Origin of the sequence: Paenibacillus sp. 23TSA30-6 (assembly GCF_014858585.1) — a bacterium.
Taxonomy (GTDB): Bacteria; Bacillota; Bacilli; order Paenibacillales; family Paenibacillaceae; genus Paenibacillus.
In genome coordinates, this window is the sequence record NZ_SLTL01000006.1 from 106,728 (window position 1) to 132,333 (window position 25,606).

Consider the following 25,606-nt stretch of genomic DNA (forward strand, 5'->3'; position numbering starts at 1 on the left):
GCAATGAATGTTATAGTACAATTTCAGCATACCTGACGTAATACCTACATTTCAGCTTTTACAAAGGAGTTTTTCCATGAATAACAAAAATACGATCCAACGCACCATTGAGCAGCATGCAGCACGTTTCAAGGACATTTCTTTATATATTGGTGCCAACCCTGAACTGGGAAATGAGGAATTTTTGGCCTCTGCCCGTCTAAAAGAGGAATTGGCTTTTCACGGATTTGAAGTTCAGTCCCCTGTTATGGATATAGAAACGGCTTTTATTGCGACTTATAAAGCAGCCAAACCCGGGCCAGTCATCGCTTTTCTGGCGGAATATGACGCTCTGAAAGGCTTGGGACACGCATGTGGACATCATTTGATCTGTATGATGAGTACAGGAGCTGCTGTCGGCCTCAAATCAGTCATTGACGAGATCGGCGGAGAAATACGAGTATACGGCACACCTGCCGAGGAAACGCGCGGTGCCAAGGTTCCCATGGCGGCTGCCGGTTTGTTCGATGATTGCGATATAGCGCTCATGACACATCCTTATGACCGCTATGAAAAATCCGGCAAATCGCTGGCAATTGATGCTGTACAGTTCGAATTCTTTGGGAAATCCGCTCACGCCGCTGCCAGTCCCCACGAAGGTATTAACGCGCTGGACGCAGTGATTCAAACGTTCAACGGCATTAATGCGTTCCGCCAGCAGGTGAAGAGTACGGTACGTATTCACGGCATTATTAATCAAGGAGGCCAGGCAGCGAACATTATTCCTGATTATGCTTCCGCTCAATTTTATATACGGGCTGCTACACGTCATGAACTGAATTCATTGACTCGCCGTGTCATTCAAATTGCTGAAGGTGCTGCCTTACAAGCTGGGTGTCGTCTGGAAACCTCGAATTATGAAACATCTTATGATGAAATGGTAACCAACTGCGCGCTTTCCGATGCCTTTACCGCTAACCTGGTGCTGGCGGGCATTGTGCAGGAGAACATAACAGAGGGTGAAGATCACGGCTCTATGGATATTGGAAATGTGTCGCTGCACTGTCCTGCCATTCATCCTTACATTCAAGTTATTGACGAGAAGCACGCCTTGCATACACCTGAATTCCGCGATTTAGCGATGCAGGATCGGGCGCTGGAAGGAATGTTGTTAGCCGCCAGAACCCTGGCATGGACCGCCTGTGATGTAATTACGAAACCTGAATTGCTGGCTCAAATCAAGGAAGAATTCGCTCTGCTGAAAAGCGAACGTTAATTTTTTTTAATTACGCCTTCTTTCCAGAAAGGAGCATTCAAAATGAATAATATGAGCAGCTTTTGGGCGTTGTTTATTGTGATCGACATCATTATTTTGTGGTTTTTTTTCCGAGCATTATACCGAAGGAACCGTGGAAACCGAAAGACACGTCGACGTAATGCATTTTTTCTTAGCTCCCCGTCCCCCTCTTCCCTTGAACAGGGGCGCCATAAAGAAATTGTAGAACTGATGCAGCTTTTGGAACGATCTATTCCAGCCTCCTACGCTCATAGTGTCAGGCAGCGTGTAATAAAAGCCCATCCTCACCTGACGGAGCAGGAATACGATTGGCGCTGGAATGAGCTAAAACGATATTTTATGCTATGCGCCATTATGAATCGGGTGCCGATGTTTAGTCCGGATGTAGATGAACTGTGGCACGAAATGCTGATGTTTACGCGGGAGTACCAGCAATTCTCGGAAGCCTTCTTTGGTCGCATGCTGCACCACGCCCCTCATTCCGGCTCACAGCCGATGCCGGATGAAAGGGCATGGTTTGACTGGCTGTATGTAGAATGCTTTGGCTGGAACCGCTATAGTGCGAGCTTATGGGGGGCTTTTTTTAATCATCCATTACCGAATAACGAGCTTGCACACTATTACAAGCTGGCAACTTCCGGGCAGCCAGCAGGCGACCGTTGGAATACGCAAGAGGGTATGGCCATCTCTCAGCAAGCACAGCAAGCGGTTCAGAGGATCGTGGACCATCTACGTATCCGGGTAAATGAAGCTGTAGATGATCCAGATGGCAAGCGACTGCCGAAGGTCAACTATTTGCAAAGTGATTATCTACTGCTGGCCGTCGTATGGTATTCCTGGTATCAACCCCAACAGTTTGCCTTGCACATGCATCCGGATACTACAGGAAGTGCCGCATTAGCAAGCTCATCAGGCTGTAGTTCAGCAAGTGGCTGCTCCAACTGGGATACGTACCACTCGCACCATCACTCTTCCCACGGTAGCTCCCATGATGGAGGCTCATCTCACCACGATTCAGGTGATTCCGGCGGCAGCCATTCCTCGTGCAGTAGTAGCTCCTCATGCGGAAGCAGCTGTGGTGGAGGCGGAGGCGACTGATCACATCAAAAAAAGGGCATTCCCCCGCCACTATTGGCTTCATGAGGAATGCCCTTTTTCCATTGTACATTGTCAATTCTGCATCATTTGAACACTTTTACCCAGTACACTCAGTTCATTCGTTTCCAATCAGTGAACGGTAAATATCCAGATACGCTCCCGCCGACACATCCCAGCTGTACTCTCCTGCAAAAGCAGTGTGTGTAAGCTTGGACCAATGCTCAGGCTGGCGATAAAAATCAACCGCACGACGAATCGTATGCAGCATATCATGTGCATTGTAGTTTTTAAAGCTAAAACCGTTCCCTTCGCCTGTAGACTCGTTGTAGGCATGTACGGTATCGTTCAGACCGCCCGTTTCCCGTACAATGGGAATGCTACCATAGCGAAGCGCCAGCAACTGGCTGATCCCGCAAGGCTCAAACCTCGACGGCATAAGGTACATATCGCTTGCAGCATAAATTTTACGGGACAAAGGTTCACTGAATGCCAGCTGTGCCGACATTTTCAAGGGATAACGTCCGGCCGCTTCCCGGAACCAGTGCTCAAAGGCCGGATCTCCCGTGCCTAGCACGACAAACTGAATATCATCATAGTACATGATCTCATCAAGTATCCTTGTTACCAGATCCAGTCCCTTCATATCCACAAGTCGGGTTACCATCGCAATTAAAGGCACATCCGGTCGTACCGGCAAACCCAGTTCCTTTTGCAGACCGATCTTGTTTTCCTTTTTCTTGACCAGACTGGTGCGGTACTTCGTATAAATACGATTGTCCGTAGCAGGATTGTAGCTTTTGGTATCAATTCCGTTCACTATACCCGATAAACGCCCCTGCTCTCCCAGCTTACGCAGCAGCCCTTCCAGCCCATACCCGTAAAATTCTGTCTGAATCTCCTCTGCATAGGTAGGACTTACTGTGGTGACATGATCCGAGTAGGTCAGCCCGCCCTTCATAAAATTCAGTCTGCCATGATACTCCACACCCTCAGGGGTAAAATAGCTACTGTCGAGATTCAGCAGTTCCGTTAAGACCTCATATGGAAAATCCCCCTGATACAGTAGGTTATGTATCGTAAACACGGTGCGAATATCACTGTAAAAGGGCAAATGACGGTAATTGGCATTCAATAGCAACGGCACCATCGCGGTATGCCAATCATGACAATGCAAAATATCCGGTTGGAAATTCAAATCAGACAATACTTCCAAAATCGCCCGGTTGAAAAAGGAGAAGCGTTCGCCATCATCCATATAACCGTAAATCCCGTCACGACCGAAGTAATATTCATTATCTATAAAATAAACCTTAATTCCGTCCAGCGTCAGTTCCTCTACTCCACAATACTGATCACGCCAGCCTACAGCGACATGCTTGACCGTTACCGGACGCAGTGATTTCTTATAAGTATCGGGAATCCCCGCATATTTAGGCAAAATGATTCGAACGTCGCACCCTGCCTGAAGAAGGGCCTTCGGCAGTGCACCAATGACATCAGCCAACCCGCCTGTTTTAATAAATGGATGTGCTTCTGCTGCTGCAAATAGAATCTTCATATATGCTTCCTCCTTAATGACCTCAACCCTATTTTAAACCAGTTGTAACATGGATTAATCCACCTTTTTAGCCCTCCGGGATGCTTTCTTCAATATAACGACGCTCAGCGGCGGAATGGTCACCTCCAGGCTGTGCAGTTGTCCATGGCAAGGGATCTTGGTCGTGCGCAACACTTCGGTGTTCAACTGACCACTACCACCGAAGTCCGAATGATCACTGTTCAGCAACTCGATATAGCTGCCTGATTTTTCCAGACCAATTCGGTAGTGCTCTCTTGCCACAGGCTGAAAATTGATGAGAATGACCAGTGTATCTCCCGGTTTTTTACCTTTACGCAGATACGTAATTACGCTCTGCCCACGGTCCTCTGCCTCAATCCACTGATAGCCATCCCACGAATGATCCAGCTCCCATAATGCTTTTTCCTGTATATACAAATGATTCAGCGCTTTCGTAAAAGCGTGCAGCTCACGGTGGCTGTCATATTCCAGCAGAAACCAGTCAAGCTGCTCCTCATCTTTCCATTCGATGAATTGGCCGAATTCCCCTCCCATAAATAACAGCTTTTTACCCGGTGAGGTGATTTGGTAACCGAGAAGTGCTCGAAGCCCGGCAAATTTTTGTTCATAGCTACCCGGCATTTTATCAAGCAGCGACTTTTTACCATGAACGACCTCATCGTGCGACAACGGCAGTGTAAAATTCTCGCTGTATGCATAGGCTATGGGGAACGTCAGCAAATTATGGCGCTCGGGTCTCTGATCGAAATCCGTTTCGATATAATCAAGCGTATCGTTCATCCAGCCCATATTCCATTTGTAATTGAAGCCGAGTCCTCCATCACTTACCGGGGAAGTCACCATCGGCCATGCACTGGACTCCTCTGCCATCATCAACGCATACGGATAATAGCGGAAGACTGTTTCATTCAGTTGTTGAAGGAAGGCAATAGCCTCCTCATTTTCAATACCTCCCTTGGAGTTAAAACGATATTGACCCTCCGGCTTTTCAAAATCCAGCCGCAGCATACTCGTCACAGCATCTACGCGCAGGCCGTCAATGTGGTACACGTCCATCCAGAACAACGCATTGGATATCAGGAAAGAACGCACCTCCGGCTTGCTGTAATCGAACGTCAGCGTTCCCCAGCCGGGCTTTTCTGCAATTAGCGGGTCCGCGTATTCGAACAGCGGCGATCCATCAAACAGTCTCAAACCATGAGCATCCTTGGCGAAATGAGCCGGAACCCAATCCATAAGCACCCCAATGCCCGCCTGATGACAACGATCCACCAAGTACATAAAATCATGCGGTTCCCCATAACGGCTTGTCAGCGCAAAATATCCCGTAAGCTGGTATCCCCAGGAAAGATCATACGGATGCTCACTGAGCGGCATAAGCTCGATATGCGTATAACCCATTTCCGTTACATAGGGCACAAGAAGCTCAGCCATTTCCCTGTATGTATAAAATGTACCGTCTTCTTTTTGTCTCCAGGTGCCCAAATGCAGCTCGTATATATGAAGAGGTTTTCCATAAGGCTCTCTCCGTTTACGCCGCCAAGCCACGTCGTTCCAAACATAGCCCTCCAGTGAAGCGACCACGGAAGCCGTTGCCGGCCTTAATTCTGCGCGTACCGCGTAAGGGTCTGCTTTTAGAAAACATTCACCATTTGCACCCGTAATATGATATTTGTAAAAAGTTCCTTGGGATATACCCGGAAAAAAACGACTCCAAAAGCCGGATTCGGGAACTCTATATAAGGAATCCTGTTCCCCATTCCAGTTGTTACGATCTGTAGCAAGCCCGACATGGAGAGCATGAGGAGCCCAGACCGTAAAACGGACGCCCTGTTCTCCGTTCTCCACAGTAAGGCGGGAACCCAAAGATCGGTAGCTGTGATAAAGCGTTCCTTCGTGAAACAAATAAATATCTTCCGGCGATACAGCCTGTTGCGGGAGAGTTTGGTCTGTCATCACGTCACCACCTTTATATGTTTGTTTCGTACAAAATGTATGATTCGGAAATGCATTTACATTCCGGTCAAAGCTGACTTGAGTTATTACCCCATTCTAGCCACAATGAACAGAAAAATGACTATGAAAAAAATAAACCTTAAATTTTGGGGGATCTTATACACCTGATGGTTTCAAGAGCACCCCATACCGTTTATGTATGTACTACAACAGACAACTAAACCGGGAGGGAAACAAAATGTTTAATAAAGAATGCATTGCCATGCTGCTGGCAGGCGGAGAGGGACGCCGTCTTGCTCCCCTTACTTCAACGATTGCAAAACCCGCCGTACCCTTTGGCGGTCATTACCGAATTATCGATTTTCCTCTCAGCAACTGTGTTAATTCAGACATCGATACTGTAGGTGTGCTGACGCAATATGAGGCGGAATCCTTGCACGAGCATATTGGGGATGGAACTCCTTGGGGTCTTACCAAAACGAACGACAAGGGAGTTACCTTACTTCCATCTTATAATACAGACAACGCTGAATATTTGGGAACGGCAGACGCCATTCATAAAAATATCGAATATATTGACAGCCAAAACCCGGAGCATGTGCTTATTTTATCCGGTGATCATATTTACTATATGAATTATCGTGAAATGCTGAACTACCATAAAGAAAAAGGTACAGTGGCTACGATTTCCGTTATGGAAGTGCCTTGGGATGAGGCGCACCGATTCGGAGTCATGAGTGCCGATGAGGATTTGCGTGTCACAGAATTTGCCGAGAAGCCAGAAAAACCGGAAAGTAACCTGGCCTCCATGGGCATTTACCTATTCAAGTGGGATTATCTGAGAAAATATCTACTTGAGGACGCAGAAGATGCCCAATCCAGCCATGATTTTGGTAAAGACATCATTCCAAAAATGCTGGCGGATCAAGAATCCCTATTCGTTTATGAATTCCAGGGCTACTGGAAGGATGTAGGTACTGTTAAAAGCCTGTGGGATTCCCATATGGATCTGTTGCAAGAGGATTGCGCCATTGACCTTCAACGGAAGGACTGGCCTATGTATACGCGTGAACGACGTACAAGGTTGAGCGCACACAAGCTATCTAACCGCAAAACAGATTCATTGGATAGCCTCCTACATGATTCTTGCCAAGTAGAAGGTCAAATCGAACGTTCCGTCGTATTTAGCGGCGTCGAGGTAGGTAAAGGATCAGCTATTAAAGAAAGTATCGTTATGCCTAACACCCGTATCGGACGTAATGTGCATATTGAGCACGCGATTATCGGGGAAGGTGCTGTAATTCGTGACGGTGCAGTCATCAAGGGTAGCCCGAGTGAAATTTTGGTTATCGGACCGAATGAAACAGTGTTCGGCAAAATGGCGGTACGCCCACAAACGGCCCGCATGCTGAAAGAAGCTTATGAGCGCAACACACGCTTGCGAGCTGAAGGTTTTACTTCATAATGGAACGAAAAACGTCAAACAGCCAGCACCCCGCTATAGTGAGGTGCTGGCTGTTTTTCTAATTTAAATCTGTTTAACTAACTTTTAGGTTACATAACTAGCCTTGAGTGAGTTGCGGTGGCTCTACGGGTTGCTCGGCTTGCAATGCAGGCAATGAAACTGTAATGGTGGCGCCTGCTCCCAATTCACTCTTGATGAGCATTTGCCCTTGATGGCGCTCCACAAACTGCTGTGAGATTGCCAATCCCAATCCCGTACCACCATTCTGATGATCTACCTGGAAAAAGCGGTCTCTTACTCTGGCAAGATTCTCCGCGCTAATCCCGATTCCTGTGTCTTGCACAGATACCTCAATGTTGTCTGCGATCCGTTGCAGAGACAGAAAAATAATAGAGCTTTCATGCGAAAACTTGATGGCATTGTCCACAATGTTTAAAAACACCTGTTTCAGACGGTTGCCGTCGCCATGAACCAGATATGCTGTTTTCTCCGAGTCCAGTTGGAGTTTAATTTGCTTCATTTCCGCCTTGGCCCATACGTTCAGCATAACTTCCTGTAAAAGCTCCCGTAGATCCACTGTTCCCATGACAAGCTTCATTGCGTTTTGCTCCAGCTTGGAAAAATCGAGAATTTCCTCCACCAGACCGATTAACCTGTCAGTTTCTTTGGAAATAATTCGCATCCCAATCTTCGTCTCCTCTGGGTCAAAGCTGCCGGAATCTAACGTTTCACTCCAGCCTTTAATGGAAGTCAACGGCGTGCGCAGTTCATGAGATATGGATGAAATAAAATCATCTTTGATTTGATTCGTTCTGACAATTTCTTGCGCCATGTAGTTTAGTGTCGAAGCCAGCTCACCCAACTCATAACGATAATCGCCTTTAATACGTGCATCGAATCGTCCTTGCGCCATTTGAGCTGATACATCGCGGATATTGTTAATCGGCCTAACGATGGAATTAGCGAGACCTGTACTGACCACAAATACAATAATTAGTACAGCTGCCATGATACCAAGGGAAAACAGCGTAATCGTAAACAGCTTGTCGTTGACCTTTTCCAGAGAGGTGGTAAACCGTACAATGTAGACCTGATCTCCGACAATATTGTCCAGTTTTTTGGATACCGCCATCACCTGTTGTCCCGTACCCGGTTGCTTCCCGATCCAGCTACCCGTATCCCCCGCTAACGCTTGTGGCACATCGCTCGTTTGCACACTTATATCTGCCGCGAAGTTCGTCGAGTTATCAATTACATTTCCCTGTTCATCGAGTAATTGAAATTCCGTGTTGGGCAAAGAAAATGTATTCAACAAATACGATTGCAAAGACTGTTCTGGGTCTTTGAATTTAGGTGCAAACTCACCTACTGATTCAATACGGCTTTCGATGTGTTTATAAATCGTGTCGTAGTAGTACCCCCGGATTGCAAACATGAAAATGGTTTCTACCAACAGAAGCGCCAAGAACACCACAAAAAAATAGTGAAGCACAATCTGTCTGCGAATTCCTTTTTTAATCATTGAGCCTGACCTTTCCATTTATATCCATGTCCCCAAACCGTTTGCAAAAAGGCGGGCTCAGAAGGATTGTTTTCAATTTTTTGACGCAACCGCCGGATGTTCACATCCACGATTTTTGGATCGCCCATATATTCCTTGCCCCACACGTGGTCAAGCAAAACATCCCGGCTGAGCGGTGTATTTTCTTTTTCAAGAAAAAATTGAATCAGAGAAAACTCTGTTGGCGTCAGCTCAATCAGCTGCCCGTTTTTCTTAAATTGCTTGGCAATCAGATCCAGCGTGAACGGACCGGACTGAAAGGATACTTTGGCTGCCGTCTCGCGGTGTACATTTACCCTCCGCAGCAGCGATTGAATACGGGCAATGAGCTCCGTCGGGCTGAAGGGCTTGCTGACATGATCATCAGCCCCTACCGACAGGGCATATACTTTATCTTGCTCCTGAACCTTCGCCGTGAGGAAAATAATACCAATTCGCTCATTCGTTTCTCGAATTCTTCGACAGACCTCGAAACCGTCCATGCCCGGCACCATTACATCGAGCAATGCGATATCAATATCCCGTACCGTGTTCAAAATATTAAGAGCCTCATGCCCATCCGACGCCTCCAACACCTCGAAACCGTTTCGTTTCAAATTTATAACGATAAAGCTGCGAATGGATTCCTCGTCTTCCATGATTAAAACTTTACTCACTCTATTCTACCTGCCTTTCCCCCAACTTGTTTTTAATGGTTTTACGTGGTTCCAGCTCACTGGATCGCTTGATTCCAATCACCTGTGCATTGGTTCGCCATAACTGGCTATATCCTTCATTGTTTCGCTCCCATTGCGACAACGAGAAATATTTAATTTCTGCAATCGTTTTGTCTGTATTGTCCAGAATGAACCGCAAATAGCTGTCCTTCTTTGATACTTTCGGATCAATGGTTACCTTGCCGTGCAGTTCCTTCGGCAGTCTGAAATAGATCTGATCATTGGAGTCGCGATACTGTTGCTGTTTGAAAATCGTCCCCTTTGCACCATCCCACTGATAGAACGAGACAAAATACGGGACTTCATCCAGCGGCCTGTTGGACCATCCTTTCGGCTTCTCCAGATTGCCAAATTCCAGAATGCCATCACCATCCACATCACCGCTTGTAATGGTAGCATCCTTAAAGGTCACATCCATGAGATCAAGTTTTTTGAGCTTGCTATGGTCCATCACAATGACGTTGGACACCGTAGTTGTCTGGGCAATCTTGGTATCTATAATGATACCCTGCCTGCCCTCGGCTACCTTACCAGCAACGACATTGTAGATACTAAGCGTCTGACTGTCCAAATCCAGCGATCCGATTTCCTTAAACGTTCCCCCGCTGAATTGAAATGTTTTAACCGTGAAAAATTCATTACGGCGCAGCGTGATAATCGTCAAGTCATTCAAATTGTCCCCGTTCAAGTCCATCTTGTTATGATTAAAATCGTCTACGACGAAGTCCGTATAACCAGTAGCATATATTTTCTCCAAAGTTCCTCCGGTATAAGAATACACGATGAGTCCCTTCTGATCGTTACCATCACCGCTATCCCCGCTGGAAAAGCCTGCTACAATATCTAGCGTACCATCATTCGTTACATCAACCAGTTTGAACGATTCCAGTACAGTACCTTCTCCGTCAAACGTCAGCTTCTTTACCCACGTTCCGTTCTGATCCTCGAACAACGCTCCATGTATTTTTACACTTTCATCTGGCGTTTCATAAAAAAGTACCGCTTCGTCTGTACCATCATTGTTCAGATCCCCCGTACGAATCGGCGTCGGGTCATCGGGGTCATTTGGGCGCAGAGGCTGCACCATTCCAAGCTGCGTAACCACTGCACCATTCAACTGCTGTTTCTCGTCAGACATCATCGGTGACTGCATCAGCGAAATCGGGTCACTAATGACATTACAGCCGCTTAAAAATCCAACAAGGAGCAGTGATACACAGCAACCGGTTAATATTCTCAACAACATCATTTTCACTCCACTTGCCGTCCCCTTCACAATTTGTTCTTTTCCACCTGTGTCAGTCGTCTGCCCTGAATATCAAATACGAGTTCGCCGCCGTTCAATCCCCATATGCGTGAAGCAAAGCGTTCAGCCATTTCCAGCGGCAGTACGGTGATTACGGTCACCCGTTCGTCTGAGCACAGCTTTCGGAAGGTATCCATCACATGAGCTGCTGAAGTCGGGTCAAGTCCATTTACAGGCTCATCAGCCAAAATGACCTTGGCTCCGTGAACGAGCGCTCGTGCAGTCGCTACCCTTTGCCGCTCACCACCACTAAGCTTGTCGCATTTGTCATGGGCCTTATCCAGCAAGCCCAGTTCCTCCAACACGTCCATTGCTCCCATATAATCGTCAGAACGCACCATTCCGGTCACCATTCTCCATAATGGAGTCTGACCCGATCTGCCGATCAGCACATTTTTGAGAGCGGTCCGATTCATATTTAAATGCGGATTTTGCTCCAGGTATGCCCATTCCCGCTTTATTTTCATTTTGCCCGTCCATCCAGATTTCAGCACATCATGGCCGTCCACCATCAGACTGCCTTCCTCCCATGGCTCTTGCAAAGCAAGGCAGCGCAGCAGTGTGGTTTTTCCACTTCCGCTCGGTCCCACTACGGCTATCAGTTCGCCCGGGTGAATTTCAGCATTAATCCCGCGAAGTAACGGGGTCCGTTCTGGCCCCACTTGCTTGGTCAGCTTCTGTATTCTGATCATCTTTGTGATTCCCCTTTGTCCGCCATCAATACTGTCTATAGTTTATAGTAAATGTGAAACAAATACCATGCAAACCGCAGTTTTATGCCGTCGATATTCTTTTTCGGAATAACAATCCCAACAACCCGAAAACGATGTAGCTGCCCCCGAGAACCAGAAACATGCTGCCTTGGGTTCCATAGTCCAGTAGCGCCCCGCCAATGTTAGGTCCAATCACACTTCCCAGATTAAAATGAAAGGATGCCAGCACATTGGCGGCGGCTAATAACGATTTGGGTAGCATATCAGCAGCATAGGCCAGACCCAGGGAGAAAAAGGAGCCGACCAAACCGCCTGCCACCGCCAACAATACTAATGTCAGCATAAAATGATTGCCGCTCCACGGTATCAACATAAAGATCAATCCACCCGCTATCCCTACGCTTATAAGCACCTTTTTACGGCCCCAACGATCACTCCATATACCTAGCGGCAGTTGAAGTACTAATCCACCTAAGCTGACAAAGGGCAGCAACGCGGCAATCTCATCGGTATGAAAGCCAATGCGAAGACCATATACCGGAAAGTTGCTGTTCAGGCTGGCTTCCATATAACCGTACAAAAATGCAGGCAGCAGCGCGTACCATGCCCATCTATAGCTGCACCGGAATCTTTGTGCTGGACGCGCCTCGGTTTCCAGCTTTTCCGGTCTGGAATCCGGCAGCTTGATGAGCACCAGCAGCAGAACGAGCAAGCACAGCAAGGCCAGCGCTGCAAATGGAACCAGCATCCCGTAATCAAGTAACCACAATCCAAGCGGTCCCAATGCAAACCCCAGACCGTAGGACATGCCATAAAAAGAAATGTTGCGCCCACGATTCTCTGCCGGAGTCACCAGCAGTATCCACAGTTGGGCAGAATAATGCAATGCACTGTCCCCGATTCCGACTAGCAATCGCAGTATGAACCACACCCGGATATCGGGGATTAGAGGGAATAGCAGCAGCGTAAAAAGCACAAGCACAAGCCCTCCAGCCATCAGCTTTTTGAAGCCCAACCATCCCAATGTCCGTTCAGCTACCAGCGTCATAGCAAATGAACCAATATACAACGCTGCGGCATTCATTCCGTTCAGCGAAGAAGAAACTCCCATCTGTTCCAAAGATATAGACAAAATCGGCAGCAGTAGCCCTTGACACAGTCCGGCCACAACAATAACCGCAATTAAGATAAAGTAATGCACCCGCATGGACGACGACATTATGCTTCCTCCAGATATAACATATAAAATATCAATATCGTAAAATGAATGTTAAGGAATGATTTGCATTTGATTCCATAATCAATAGATATTCTTATTACTATGTATAGCGGTCACGCAAACACAACCAAGCTACATGCAAATTCCGGTATTTTTAGTGTATAAAAGAAAGGATGAAAAAAATCGCCATCTAAGATGACGATTTTACGGAAAGCATGTCTGATAAGTAGCCAACTCCGCATCGTTAGGGAGCCTTGTATGTTCAATCCGAACCGAATCACGTCACAGCGCACTATTTTATATTATAGTGGACAATGCCCGGCAGAACAAGCCATAATAAATAAGTGAGCAATTTCAAAATGCTCATGTTGTGCTTATGGACGGGCTTAATTACGTTCACCGCTCTGGGCTCGAAGACAGAATAGGAGGCATTTGATTCCATGAGTTATCAAATTAAAATAGACACTTCTCCAATTTACGAATTACTCGGCAGCTTTATGGCCTATGTAACCAAAAAATGGGTACACGACATGGATTTGGGTCATGAGTGGATCGACAAGGTGGATGCACGGCTGCAAAACGAAGTGCGCTCCGAGCTTGCTACGGCGCAGGATTGCCCTTTTAGCGATTATGACGCGCTTTATGTTTGGGCTTTGCTTCGACCGGAATCGGATGAAATATCCGATTATATCGCTTATTTGGACAACGGCCCGGATGAAGACATGTTCGAGCTGATTGTACCGCATGTTCCTTTTTTAACCTTTGAAGAATCTTTACGCATTCGCAAGGTGTATGCCCCTCTCCTCAAATTATGGGATCGGGACTATTTTCGGGCCATGGAAAGCGAACTGCGTGTGCTGGCAGAGGAAGACGCTGCAGAAAAACGCATGCTGCTGAGCAAAATGGAGCCGGAAGCACTGGTTGAATACGCTACAGCCGGACTGATCGTGCCTCATATGGAAGATTTGGATACCGTTGTTCTATTTCCAGTCGTCCATAATCGTCCGATTAATTCGTACTGTTTTTATACCCGTATGCTGCTGATACAGTATCCGGTAGACGTTCCCGAAGAAAGTGAGGAAGAACCTCCTACACTCCTGCTTCGGCTGACCCGGGCGGTAAATGACCCACAACGTCTGCGGATTCTGCGTTATGTGGCTCAAGGCCCTAAATCCCTCGAAGATATGCGTCATGATTTGAGCCGATTGGAAGACACACTCATGTCTGATATGATGATTTTACGAGTAGCTGGTCTGCTCCGTATCCACATTGGACGTTATCACAAGGAAAAATTCAGCATTCGCCCCGACGGAGCGGCTGATTTACAGGTATTTTTGGAATCCTATATCGGACTGTAATTTAAACTGCACCCTCAGTTATAACGAACATCGTTAAAGCGTTGGCTTGGAAGGAGTATGCAACATGTCGTATCCGAAGCAGCATATTTTATTTGATCTTGATGACACTTTGGTCCACTGTAACAAGTATTTCGACCTTATTCTCAACCACTTTTTCGATTTGCTTCAGGAATGGTTTGCAGCCCATAACCTGACGAAAAATACAATTCGTGAAAAGCAAATCGAAATTGATGTAGCTGGAGTGCATCAGGTGGGCTTTGCCAGCGAGCATTTTCCACAGTCCTTGATTGATACGTACCACTTTTTTTCGGAACTGTTTGGACGCCGTACCAATCCGCGGGAAGAGCAGGAGCTTCGCTCGCTTGGGCGAAGTGTGTACGAGCAGGAAATCGAACCGTATCCCGGGATGGTCGAAACGTTAAATTCGCTCCAAAAAGCTGGACATTCCCTGCATCTGTACACCGGCGGTGAGCAGGTCATTCAGGAAAAGAAGATTGAACAGATGAAGCTGGCTAACTATTTTGATGATCGCATCTACATTCGTCAGCATAAAAATGTCGAGGCTCTGGAGGAAATTATCCAGATGAATAGCTTTGATCGAAGCATCACCTGGATGATTGGTAACTCTCTGCGCACCGATGTATCACCCGCCCTTGCGGCAGGCATTCATGCTGTATATCTCAAGCAGGCCAAGGAATGGGTTTACAATATGGTAGAGCTGCAAAAAAACGTTAACTCCGTGATGTATACGATACAGAAGCTAACAGAAGTACCCCGAGTGATACACGAAAGCATTCAATTGCATCAACAAAAAAGGACTCTCGGCTAGATAGCACCGCTAATATCCCCTTCAAGTAGACACTCAAAAAAGGTCCACATGGTATCATGAGGCTAGAGAGAACTTGGAGGGGATATTTTTTTACTTTTAAAACTGCCAACGATTTCAGTCAAATTCAAACAGCGCGCGCCGATTAAGTATCGATCGGCACGCGCTGGCTGCTTAGTCTTTTTTTATTTATCTACTTGACAGGGGGATAACCATTCAACAAATGTTCCACAGATAAAATTCGGGCAAAAAGACCAAAGACTTCTTCCGAATCGTAAAGATTCTCCAATACGCTGACCTCCATCATTAAACGTCCCGAAAGCGTAGCCGTTGTGAGCAATAACGACTGGTTTTTGATGGAAAAATAGATGGTATCCACCCATTCCTCCATAATCGGATACGATATGACTCCCAGATTGGACAAGGTGATGGTAAAATTCCACAGGGGGAATCTTTCAGGCATTGTTTTCATAACCAATTCAAGACACTGTTGTTTATATTTCCGATATGAATTGGAAAACGAAGCAAAAAAGAGCGACAACGCATAAGGAACCCCTCTTTTGAACCATTTGAACGCGGATTTCACCTGTTTTTCCAAATTTCCATCCCGGAAAAATTGCATTGGAAGGCTTGCGACGTAATTGCCGTGCATAGTTTCCGGCGAGTAGTTATGCAGAAACTTCAAATCCATAGGCATGGAGACAAACACGCGTTGCTTGCCGGGAGCATGCTGTAGTAGTCCTTCAGTCATTCGATAACAGATGTATTCGGTTAATGTCATTTTTAGGCTCCGGCATCGCCGTAAAATCTCACCAGTCTCCTCTTTGCTGAATCTATACGATTTTTTGACATAACCGCCGCCTTGCTCCGGCCTTCTGCCGTAACTCAAATCAACGGTTTCGCCAGCGCCTGTCCCTTTTCCCCTAACCCTGGTCATAAAACCTGCAACAAAAACCGGCATCCACATAAAAGCGGAAAATCTTCTTTTCATACGCAACAGCCTGTCTTTGGAGACGTCGCCCTTTGCCGCCTTATTTTCCGGCTCGGAATCTGGTTCGCCTGAGTAATATTCCAGCCATCTCTTGATCCAGAAAACCAAGCTTAGCCCATTAGCCACTGCATGGTTCATCGCAAATATCATTGTATATTCATTTATAGGGTAAATACGAAACGGAAGTCTGACATTGGTCGGTCTGTACTGAGCCAGTACCTCCTCCTCCGTAAAATATTGGGAAAGCTTCACCTTTTCAGCCTCCAGAAATTGTTCCAGCTCTTCCCGAGAAAAACGCCCCCATACAAACGTGTCTTTTTCGAATTGTTCCACCCTTTTGGCTTGCAGCAAAGGATTGTCCATGATGAGCGAACGGTAGCTGAAAAACAATTTTTCAGCGTCGATTCTTCTTTTAAAAGTAACCGTTGCGATCATGCTATTGGATAAAATATAATCTTCAGTTCCGAAAAAGTAGGTGCTCGCCAGTTTAATCGCATCCATTTTTCTCCCTCCCTCCCTTCTATTCTTTTACATAAACCCTACTTTTTTGACATGATCCATCATCAGCTTCACTTTTTGACCGTCCAGCCTGGACCACTCAAACCCCAGCGCCTGCAAAATACCGTCAGTCTTTTTGTTCATCGTCATGAACAACGTTTTGCTTGCTCCCTCAAAGAAGACGTTGGAATGAACAAGAATCCGGGCAACCTCCTGCTCCGTCTCTGGTTCATCGTATTTTTCAAACATGTATTCGGTAAAATCCTCCACTGGCATTGGCTTTACATTTATATCCGTTTGCTTCAAAATCTTGGAAAAAGATATCATGCTAACCTGATGGCTGTTAAACAGATGATAGGTTTCGTTGATTAAATTTTTCCGGTCGAACAGGAGTACAACTGCCTTGGCCACCTCATCCACAAAGGAGAAGTTCATGGTTTTATCTTGAATTGCGGGGACCCGGCCAAGTGTGATCATCGACTTTACCAACGAATAAAATGCATTATCCGAGATATTTTCCTGGAAGATCCCCGAATTGGAATCAAACACGAGGTTCCCGACTCTGAACACATTGGAATCAAGCCCTTGTTGCCTTGCTTTAACAATCTCTTTCTCGGCTTCGAGCTTTGTCATAACGTAATAGTTATCAGAGCTTTGTTCGACATTGCAATCATATTCAGTGAACATGATGCTGCTCTGGTCTTCTATCCAGCCACTACCTACGCTGGTGGTGGAAACGAAATTATAGGTCTTTTTCTTCCCTGTACCAGCAAATTCGATCAGTCTTTCGTTCCCTTCCACATTGACCGCCTGAAATTCCGAGTAATGCCCAAAATGCTTCACATTTGCCGCCGAGTTAATGATCGCATCAATGCTTCCGGCCAAATCCTCATAGCGCTCCCGGCTCAGTCCAAAGTAGTCCTGGGTTAAGTCTCCGCAAAACACGCACACTCTGTCTTCCCAGGCATTCTCCCCAAGCTCAAGACCAAAATGGAACTTCAGCTTCGCCCACAGTCTTTCCAGCGCCTCATCGTCACTCGTTCCCCGAACAGGTACATACACCTTATATTCCGTATTTTGCAGCAGTTGAAACAAAATATGGATTCCCAGATACCCTGTTCCTCCCACCAGCAGAACATTACGGTAGTCAGCCCGTTCAGAAAGATCGATATTTTCATAACCCTGATTTTTCTTCCGGTATTCTTTGAGACTCTCGCGCATTTTCCAGACAACACCAGGTACGCCGTTTTCCCCGGAAGCTGCCGCTTCCCGTAAGGCGTACACGAATTGTTTTAATCTGTCTTTGGAATACTTAATGTTATCCGCCAAGGCCCGAATCGTCGGATATTGAAAGATGTCGTTAATGCCCACTTCAAAATCCAGCGCCAGCCTCGAAACCACCTGAATCGCCTTGATCGAATTGCCACCCAGTCTAAAGAAATGCTCATCAATTCCGATTGACTCCATGCCGAGAATCTCCTGCCATACCTTCTGGATTTTCAAATCAACGTCATTTCTAGGGCTGCTGACTGTGTGGTCGCTTCCCTGCCATTCAGGCTCGGGTAATGCCTTCCGGTCAATTTTTCCGCTCGGAGTCATCGGCATGTCATCCAGTTTCATAAAGCTGGACGGCACCATATAATCAGGTAGCTCCTGCATAAGCTGTTCCCGCAGCTCATCTGCTTCCGGTTCGCCCTCTGCTGTAAAATACGCCGCCAGATACTTCTCGCCTTGCTTGTCTTCCCTCGCGATCACCGCCACTTCCCGGACAAGCGGATGCTTCATTAGCTGCGCTTCGATTTCCCCCAGCTCAATGCGGAAGCCGCGAATTTTCACCTGATCGTCGATTCTTCCCAAAAAAACGATATTCCCGTCCGGCAGCCAACGCACCAGATCGCCTGTTCGGTACAGCTTCTCTCCAGCTTCGTAAGGATTCGCCACAAACTTCTCCGCCGTCAGCTCCGGCCGGTGCAGATACCCCCTGGCCAATCCGTCTCCCGCAATGCACATTTCCCCGGCTGCTCCCAGCGGCAGCAGCTTTTGATGTGTATCCATAATATAAATTCGAGTATTGGCAATCGGTTTACCAATCGGTACCGATGGATACCCCATGTCCTCTTCCCGGTACGTCCACGCGGTTGCAATTACGCTCGATTCGCTCGGACCATAGGCGTTCATATACTTCACGCTGTCCTTCCACCGCATAACCAGCTCTTTGGTAATCGCTGATCCGCCTGTCACCAGTTTTTTCAGTGCTGGCAGCTTGTCCGGTTCCATCCCCGCCAGATAGGTAGGCGGTAGCAGCGCAATCGTAATTTGGTTTTCGTTTACGAAGCGTGCAAACTCATTCAGGTTATTAATAATATCCCGCGAAACCAGATACAGCGTTCCACCTCCCAGCAAAATCGTGAACATTTCCCAAACCGAGGCATCAAACGAACTGCTGGCAAATTGCAGCATCCGGTCCGATCCATCCACGCCCCATTGTTCCTGGAAGAAATGCTGGAGATTGATGATTCCCCGGTGTTCTACCATGACCCCTTTGGGTTTCCCCGTAGATCCCGAGGTATAAATGATATAAGCCAAATCCTCCGGATTGTTAACAGGCTCCGGATTGGCACGGTCTAGCTCTATATACCTCAGGCTTTCGTCATCCAAGTCCATGATTGCCCCGTGGTAGGTGAGCTTGTCCCGGAGATGCTTTTGCGTCAGTACAATGGACGCGCCGCTGTCCTCCAGCATGTAGTGAATCCGTTCCTCCGGATAATTCGGATCTATCGGCAGGTAGGCGCCGCCCGCTTTAAGTGTTCCCAGGATGCCTATGACCATTTCCATGGAACGCTCCGCCATGATGGCGATGATATCGTTCGGCTTCACTCCACGCTCTCTCAAGACAATGGCCAGCCGATTCGCCTGCTCGTTCAGCTCCCGGTAGGTCAGCGTTTGCTCTCCCCAGACCAAAGCCAGGTGATCTGCTCTTTGCTCCGCTTGTTCCTCAAACAACCCGTGGATCGTTTGATCCTTCGGATATTCCGCCTCCGTGCGGTTAAAATCGCGGAGCTGCACACTGCTCTCTTTCTCCGGTACGATTTCGATATCTTCGATCCTTATCTTTGGACAACGGATGATTTCACGGATGATCATTTTAATCTGCCCGGCTACCCGCTCCATAAAGCCTCTGTCATAGGCCAAGCTATTGTAGCGGAATTTGATCTGCAAATCGTTCTCAGGCACAACAATAAAATTAAAATCAAAATTCGTCTGTTCGGAGACCTTCGTGGACAGAATCCTCAAATCTGTTCCGTGGTCGCCCTGTCCTTTGTCAGCTTCCTCTATCGGATAGTTTTCAAAGGCCAGCAGGTTTTGCACCAATCCGCCTCCATGGGCGGTCCGTGACTGAATTTCCGCCAGCGGATAATAGTGATGCTGCTCCGATGCCCATGCCTCCTGCTGCAGTTTGGCAACCAGGGCTGAAAAGCTTTCTTCCTTTTCTGCCCGGACTCTGACAGGAATCGTATTGATAAACAGCCCTACCATCTGTTCAACGCCTTGAATTTCTGCCGGTCTTCCCGAGACAACCGTTCCGAACACCACATCCTGGGTATTGTTGTACCGTTGCAGCAGAATTCCCCATACGGCCTGTATCACCGTACTTAACGTGGCGCCGTTTTCTCTTGCGATTCTCTCCAAACTCGCCTTCATTTCCTTATTTATCGTAAAATCGTATTCCTCCTGAATGTATCCCGGATTAGCTATACCACTTTTGATTTTAGGCAGCAGCGCTGGCTGTTCGTACTCTGTCAGATAATTCTCCCAGTAAGCCCCCGTCTCCCGGTCATTCCTTTGTTCCAGCCACTGGATATATTGACGATAAGGATACACCGTGTCTAATTGCGGTATGCTTCCTTTATGAAGCGCACTGTAAATTTCCAGCAGCTCTTTAAATACAATGCCAAGACACCATCCATCCATAATGATATGATGAAAACTCAAAATGAAACGGTAGCTGTCGGCACTCACTCTAATCAAGGCAAATCTGATCAGCGGCTCCCGGGTGAGGTCAAAGCCCTTTTCTCTATCCTTGTCCAAATAGGCTTGGAGATAGTTTTCTTTCTCTTCCTCCGTCAAGAAGGAAATATACTCGAAAAACATTTCAGCCGGTCTGTCCTTTAAAACGACCTGAACCGGTTTTTCCACCTTCTCATAAACAAAGGCGGTCCGCAAAATATCGTGTCTTTGAATCACCTGCTGGAAAGCACGCTCAAACAAGCTTCTATCGATCTTACCCTGCAAACTGATTACGGCTTGCTCAAAATACGCATGAGAGTTTTGTTCTCTGAGGAAGTGGTAGAGCATTCCCGACTGCATAGGGGTCAGTGTATAAATATCCGTGATATTGGGCTTAGAATCCCCCAGCGCGTGATATACCTCTTCTACCTCCGCCGTTGTAATGTTGCTTGAACTTACATCACTGGCTGTCAGTTCCGTATATTCCTGTGATACGCAATGCTCGATAATTTGCTCCAGATTGCGCTTAAAGCCTTCTGCCACTGTGATCAGCGTGGCCTTTTCATATTCGTGCTTGTGATAGGCGAAACTCAGCCGCAGCTTTCCATCAGTCACCCTTCCGTTAATGTCCAAGCAGTAAGATCTTTGCATGTCGGGTGAAACCGTCTCATCGGCAAGAACATCGGAGATGGTAAATATATCGGTATCAATATCCTGGTCAAACTGCCCCAGGTAATTGAAGCTGATCTCAGGGTGCAAATTAAACCTTAAGATTTCCTCGTCCCGAGGGAACGTCTGGTATTTTAAAATGCCGTAGCCGATGCCTTTTTGCGGAATGCGCCGGAGGCTTTCTTTAACGGCTTTAAGCCGGGAAGACACGTTCTTGACGCCTGCCATATCCAAAATCACAGGGTATTGGGCGGTAAACCAGCCTACGGTTCTGCTGATATCCATATCCTGAATGATTTCTTCGCGTCCGTGTCCTTCCAGGTTAACAAGCACCTTATCTTCTCCTGTCCATTCCCGAATAGCCTCTCCCAATGCCGTCAAAAGAACATCGTTGATTTCAGTATTGTAAGCCTTATTCACTTCTCTAAGCAGCTTGGCGGTTTGGACTTCATCCAGCACGATTTCGATATGATCGCTATCCATATATCTTCTGCCATGAACGGAATGATCCTTGGGAATTGGCTTGATTTCATTCTGCTCCAGCTCGGACCAATACGTGATTTCTTGCAGAAGCTCCCCGCTGCCGGCATACGTATAAAGTTGTTCAGACCATGCCAGGAAAGAGTCCGTTTTCCCTCTGAATATGACTTCTTCCCCCTTCTCCGCCTGTCGGTATCCTGTAGAAATATCCTCAAAAAGAATCCGCCAAGAAATCCCGTCAACCACCAGGTGGTGAATACTTACGCACAGATAGTCACCGTCTTTCGTTTTGAACAAGCCCGCTTGCATCAGAGGTCCACATTCTAAATCCATGCGGGACTGAAGCTGGGCGGCTTCTTCCTTTACGGAGCTATCATATATATCATCATTTGTAAGATCCTTTACCTCCAGCGAATATAGTTCGCCTTCCGTGCCCCGGTTGAACAGAACCACCTGTCCCGCCTTCTCACGCACTACAATACGCAAAGCATCATGGTGTTCCACCAAGCCATCGAACACTTTTCTTAACACCTTTTCGTCAAAGCCCTGTTTCCTATGTAACAGAACAGACTGGTTGAAGTGATGTTTTGCTGCAAAAGGCTGCTCGAAAAACCAGCTTTGGATGGGAGTGAGCATAATTTCCCCTGTTACCATTCCTTGAAAAGCAGTATGTTCGACAGATTGTACATAGGCACTCAATTGTTCAATCACAGGATGGTCAAAAAGATCCTTTAGTTGCAGCTTTAGCTTATAATCGTGAAGCTTGGACACGATCTGGATGGCTTTAATAGAATCTCCCCCCAGATTCAGAAAGTGATCCTTAATGCCTACCCGTTCGACTTTCAGGACTTTTTCCCATATTTCAGCCAATATCTCCTCTATTTTGTCTCTCGGTGCCGCGTATTCCTCCGTTGCATTCACGCTCAGATCGGGCTCGGGCAATGCCTTTCGGTCAATTTTTCCGCTCGGAGTCATCGGCATGTCATCCAGCTTCATAAAGCTGGACGGCACCATATAATCAGGCAGCTCCTGCATAAGCTGTTCCCGCAACTCTTCCGCTCCCGGTTCGCCCTCTGCTGTAAAATACGTCGCCAGATACTTCTCGCCTTGCTTGTCTTCCCTCGCGATCACCGCCACTTCCCGGACAAGCGGATGCTTCATTAGCTGCGCTTCGATTTCCCCCAGCTCAATGCGGAAGCCGCGAATTTTCACCTGATCGTCGATTCTTCCCAAAAAAACGATATTCCCGTCCGGCAGCCAACGCACCAGATCGCCTGTTCGGTACAGCTTCTCTCCAGCTTCGTAAGGATTCGCCACAAACTTCTCCGCCGTCAGCTCCGGCCGGTGCAGATACCCCCTGGCCAATCCGTCTCCCGCAATGCACATTTCCCCGGCTGCTCCCAGCGGCAGCAGCTTTTGATGTGTATCCATAATATAAATTCGAGTATTGGCAATCGGTTTACCAATCGGTACCGATGGATACCCCATGTCCTCTTCCCGGTACGTCCACGCGGTTGCAATTACGCTCGATTCGCTCGGACCATAGGCGTTCATATACTTCACGCTGTCCTTCCACCGCATAACCAGCTCTTTGGTAATCGCTGATCCGCCTGTCACCAGTTTTTTCAGTGCTGGCAGCTTGTCCGGTTCCATCCCCGCCAGATAGGTAGGCGGTAGCAGCGCAATCGTAATTTGGTTTTCGTTTACGAAGCGTGCAAACTCATTCAGGTTATTAATAATATCCCGCGAAACCAGATACAGCGTTCCACCTCCCAGCAAAATCGTGAACATTTCCCAAACCGAGGCATCAAACGAACTGCTGGCAAATTGCAGCATCCGGTCCGATCCATCCACGCCCCATTGTTCCTGGAAGAAATGCTGGAGATTGATGATTCCCCGGTGTTCTACCATGACCCCTTTGGGTTTCCCCGTAGATCCCGAGGTATAAATGATATAAGCCAAATCCTCCGGATTGTTAACAGGCTCCGGATTGGCACGGTCTAGCTCTATATACCTCAGGCTTTCGTCATCCAAGTCCATGATTGCCCCGTGGTAGGTGAGCTTGTCCCGGAGATGCTTTTGCGTCAGTACAATGGACGCGCCGCTGTCCTCCAGCATGTAGTGAATCCGTTCCTCCGGATAATTCGGATCTATCGGCAGGTAGGCGCCGCCCGCTTTAAGTGTTCCCAGGATGCCTATGACCATTTCCATGGAACGCTCCGCCATGATGGCGATGATATCGTTCGGCTTCACTCCACGCTCTCTCAAGACAATGGCCAGCCGATTCGCCTGCTCGTTCAGCTCCCGGTAGGTCAGCGTTTGCTCTCCCCAGACCAAAGCCAGGTGATCTGCTCTTTGCTCCGCTTGTTCCTCAAACAACCCGTGGATCGTTTGATCCTTCGGATATTCCACCTCCGTATGGTTAAAGCCGCGAACTAGCGTACTCCTTTCTTCCTCTGGCACGATTTCGATTTGCGAAATAAGAGTTTCACTTTGCTCCATGACTTGAGCAAATAAATATTCAAAGTGGGAGATAACGTTCTCAATGGGGATGAATCTTTCAAAAGCCTGTATCTGATAGTCAAAATTAACGGCTACATCCGCTTCACCTTCTTGTCCCCATATCAGGAGATTGAGTGCATTTCTTTCATGATGATGCGGCATACTTACAATCCGGCTTGCTGCGCCGATCAATGCTTCTCTCGTTTCCTGTTCTTCGAAAGAAAGCGATATATCAAACAGTTTGCCTTTCTCATTGCTATTCTGGTAAACCGCCCGGTAAATTTCACCGAAAGACATTTTCTGATGTCGATAGCATTGCATAAGCTCACGTTTAATGCTCTTAATCAGTTCTTTGAAGCTTATATCTTTCTCGGGGCTGATCCGCAGCGGCAGCACGTTGGCGAAATGTCCCATAGTCTGCTTATATTTCGCTTTGCTCCGATTAAAAACCGGGACGCCGATCACCATTTCGTTCCGATTGCAAATCTTGCTGAAATACAGGAACAGTATGCCTAAAAAATAGTGGAACGACGAGCATCCTTCCTCTTTGCAAAATTCAATCATTTGATTGTATAACGCCTTGTTTATAGTTAAGGTTCGCCGATCACTCCAAACGGAATCGCCGTCACCATCATCGGTATCCATGCCTCTGCTCAACAGAGGCTCGGGAATGGTCAGATATTTGTTCTGCCAGAACGCCCTGTCTTTTAAAAAGGCCGGAGAATTCAGATAATTCTGATTATCGGAAATAAAATCAGCATAGGAATAGACCGTTCTGTTCATTTCGCCAATTCCTTGCACCAATTTATTGTAATTGTCAAACATTTGACTGATTAAGAGAGCAAATCCCCATCCGTCGATCACCAAATGATGAACTTTAAGTAAAATGAAGTATGTGTTCGGGGCACCTTTCAACAAAACAAATTGAAAATAGAGGTCCTCTGGTTGAAAAGGTTTTAAAAACTCTTTTTTCATCCAGTTGATGCAAAAAGAGTTTGGATTTTCCTTTATCGAAAAATCATGAAACGGAACTTCATAGTCCGTTTCCGGCAAAAATGTTAAATAAGGCTCTCCCTTTTTATCAATAAAACGGGCACTGAGGGAATCATTTTGCCTGATTAATAACTGCATGGACTGCCTAATGATAGCCGTATTCAGGTTTCCTTTAACCTCAACATGCCCACCGATATTGTAAATAGGTTTTCCAGGGTACATGCACTGTTCGAACCATATATCTTTCTGATAGGAACTTAACGGATACTCCTTGACACTTATTACACTTGTTTGCATAAAATCCCCTCCTGTTGTTAATCATTTCATGCGTTCTACTCCGTATGCCCAAATCATTTCTGCTACAAATAAAAGAAGCCTGCTCCCATATAAAA

General features: G+C 46.9%; 14 protein-coding genes. 5 read left to right on the plus strand and 9 right to left on the minus strand.

The features are described from left to right. The first annotated feature begins 76 nt into the window (after nucleotides 1-76). A complete protein-coding gene (locus E0698_RS07395) occupies nucleotides 77-1,255 on the plus strand; it encodes a M20 family metallopeptidase (RefSeq protein ID WP_192511127.1) in 1,179 nt (392 codons plus the stop codon). Between the two features lie 42 nt (nucleotides 1,256-1,297). Continuing rightward, nucleotides 1,298-2,374, plus strand: a complete 1,077-nt coding sequence (locus E0698_RS07400) for a hypothetical protein (RefSeq protein ID WP_192511128.1) — start codon at nucleotides 1,298-1,300, stop codon at nucleotides 2,372-2,374. Nucleotides 2,375-2,489: 115 nt separating this feature from the next. Here the strand turns inward: E0698_RS07400 and glgA are convergent, their stop codons facing one another. Further along, on the minus strand, nucleotides 2,490-3,932 hold the full coding sequence (glgA, locus tag E0698_RS07405) for a glycogen synthase GlgA (RefSeq protein WP_192511129.1): 1,443 nt from the start codon (nucleotides 3,930-3,932) through the stop codon (nucleotides 2,490-2,492). A gap of 54 nt (nucleotides 3,933-3,986) precedes the next feature. Continuing rightward, complete coding sequence (glgB, locus tag E0698_RS07410; RefSeq protein WP_192511130.1) at nucleotides 3,987-5,909, minus strand: 1,4-alpha-glucan branching protein GlgB; 1,923 nt, start codon at nucleotides 5,907-5,909, stop codon at nucleotides 3,987-3,989. Nucleotides 5,910-6,147: 238 nt separating this feature from the next. Between glgB and E0698_RS07415 the strand changes: the two genes are divergently transcribed. After that, the gene (locus tag E0698_RS07415) at nucleotides 6,148-7,374 is read left to right on the plus strand and encodes a glucose-1-phosphate adenylyltransferase (RefSeq protein WP_192511131.1); all 1,227 of its coding nucleotides are present in this window, start codon (nucleotides 6,148-6,150) and stop codon (nucleotides 7,372-7,374) included. A gap of 97 nt (nucleotides 7,375-7,471) precedes the next feature. Here E0698_RS07415 and E0698_RS07420 read toward each other — a convergent pair whose 3' ends face one another. The 5 genes from E0698_RS07420 to E0698_RS07440 form a co-directional block, all read right to left on the minus strand. Then, nucleotides 7,472-8,896 (minus strand): sensor histidine kinase, encoded by a 1,425-nt coding sequence (locus tag E0698_RS07420; RefSeq protein WP_192511132.1) that lies wholly within the window; start codon nucleotides 8,894-8,896, stop codon nucleotides 7,472-7,474. Continuing rightward, the gene (locus E0698_RS07425) at nucleotides 8,893-9,591 is read right to left on the minus strand and encodes a response regulator transcription factor (protein WP_025682710.1); all 699 of its coding nucleotides are present in this window, start codon (nucleotides 9,589-9,591) and stop codon (nucleotides 8,893-8,895) included. Before E0698_RS07425 ends, E0698_RS07420 begins: the two co-directional genes overlap by 4 nt. A gap of 1 nt (nucleotide 9,592) precedes the next feature. Then, nucleotides 9,593-10,927, minus strand: a complete 1,335-nt coding sequence (locus tag E0698_RS07430) for a hypothetical protein (RefSeq protein WP_134914770.1) — start codon at nucleotides 10,925-10,927, stop codon at nucleotides 9,593-9,595. Continuing rightward, nucleotides 10,924-11,649 (minus strand): phosphonate ABC transporter ATP-binding protein, encoded by a 726-nt coding sequence (locus E0698_RS07435; RefSeq protein ID WP_134914771.1) that lies wholly within the window; start codon nucleotides 11,647-11,649, stop codon nucleotides 10,924-10,926. Before E0698_RS07435 ends, E0698_RS07430 begins: the two co-directional genes overlap by 4 nt. 82 nt (nucleotides 11,650-11,731) lie before the next feature. Next, entirely contained in the window at nucleotides 11,732-12,889 is a 1,158-nt protein-coding gene (locus tag E0698_RS07440) for an MFS transporter (RefSeq protein ID WP_192511133.1), read from the minus strand. Nucleotides 12,890-13,329: 440 nt separating this feature from the next. Between E0698_RS07440 and E0698_RS07445 the strand changes: the two genes are divergently transcribed. Then, nucleotides 13,330-14,247 carry an ArsR family transcriptional regulator gene (locus E0698_RS07445; RefSeq protein ID WP_134914773.1) on the plus strand — a complete coding sequence of 306 codons (918 nt, stop codon included), beginning with the start codon at nucleotides 13,330-13,332 and terminating at the stop codon, nucleotides 14,245-14,247. Nucleotides 14,248-14,311: 64 nt separating this feature from the next. Beyond that, nucleotides 14,312-15,076 (plus strand): HAD family hydrolase, encoded by a 765-nt coding sequence (locus tag E0698_RS07450; protein ID WP_192511134.1) that lies wholly within the window; start codon nucleotides 14,312-14,314, stop codon nucleotides 15,074-15,076. Nucleotides 15,077-15,266: 190 nt separating this feature from the next. On the opposite strand, the gene E0698_RS07455 is transcribed toward E0698_RS07450, so the two are convergent. Together E0698_RS07455 and E0698_RS07460 are read right to left on the minus strand one after the other, a co-directional pair. Beyond that, entirely contained in the window at nucleotides 15,267-16,565 is a 1,299-nt protein-coding gene (locus tag E0698_RS07455; RefSeq protein WP_192511135.1) for a hypothetical protein, read from the minus strand. A 27-nt stretch (nucleotides 16,566-16,592) separates the two neighbouring features. Then, a complete protein-coding gene (locus E0698_RS07460) occupies nucleotides 16,593-25,511 on the minus strand; it encodes a non-ribosomal peptide synthetase (RefSeq protein ID WP_192511136.1) in 8,919 nt (2,972 codons plus the stop codon). Between the last annotated feature and the right edge of the window lie 95 nt (nucleotides 25,512-25,606).

What these genes read in the sequence shown, in the direction of transcription:
- E0698_RS07435 (WP_134914771.1), bottom strand. Translation starts at nt 11,649, where the DNA reads ATGATCAGAATACAGAAGCTGACCAAGCAAGTGGGGCCAGAACGGACC.
- E0698_RS07445 (WP_134914773.1), top strand. Translation starts at nt 13,330, where the DNA reads ATGAGTTATCAAATTAAAATAGACACTTCTCCAATTTACGAATTACTC.
- E0698_RS07450 (WP_192511134.1), top strand. Translation starts at nt 14,312, where the DNA reads ATGTCGTATCCGAAGCAGCATATTTTATTTGATCTTGATGACACTTTG.
- E0698_RS07400 (WP_192511128.1), top strand. Translation starts at nt 1,298, where the DNA reads ATGAATAATATGAGCAGCTTTTGGGCGTTGTTTATTGTGATCGACATC.
- E0698_RS07395 (WP_192511127.1), top strand. Translation starts at nt 77, where the DNA reads ATGAATAACAAAAATACGATCCAACGCACCATTGAGCAGCATGCAGCA.
- glgA (WP_192511129.1), bottom strand. Translation starts at nt 3,932, where the DNA reads ATGAAGATTCTATTTGCAGCAGCAGAAGCACATCCATTTATTAAAACA.
- glgB (WP_192511130.1), bottom strand. Translation starts at nt 5,909, where the DNA reads ATGACAGACCAAACTCTCCCGCAACAGGCTGTATCGCCGGAAGATATT.
- E0698_RS07420 (WP_192511132.1), bottom strand. Translation starts at nt 8,896, where the DNA reads ATGATTAAAAAAGGAATTCGCAGACAGATTGTGCTTCACTATTTTTTT.
- E0698_RS07460 (WP_192511136.1), bottom strand. Translation starts at nt 25,511, where the DNA reads ATGCAAACAAGTGTAATAAGTGTCAAGGAGTATCCGTTAAGTTCCTAT.
- E0698_RS07455 (WP_192511135.1), bottom strand. Translation starts at nt 16,565, where the DNA reads ATGGATGCGATTAAACTGGCGAGCACCTACTTTTTCGGAACTGAAGAT.
- E0698_RS07440 (WP_192511133.1), bottom strand. Translation starts at nt 12,889, where the DNA reads ATGTCGTCGTCCATGCGGGTGCATTACTTTATCTTAATTGCGGTTATT.
- E0698_RS07415 (WP_192511131.1), top strand. Translation starts at nt 6,148, where the DNA reads ATGTTTAATAAAGAATGCATTGCCATGCTGCTGGCAGGCGGAGAGGGA.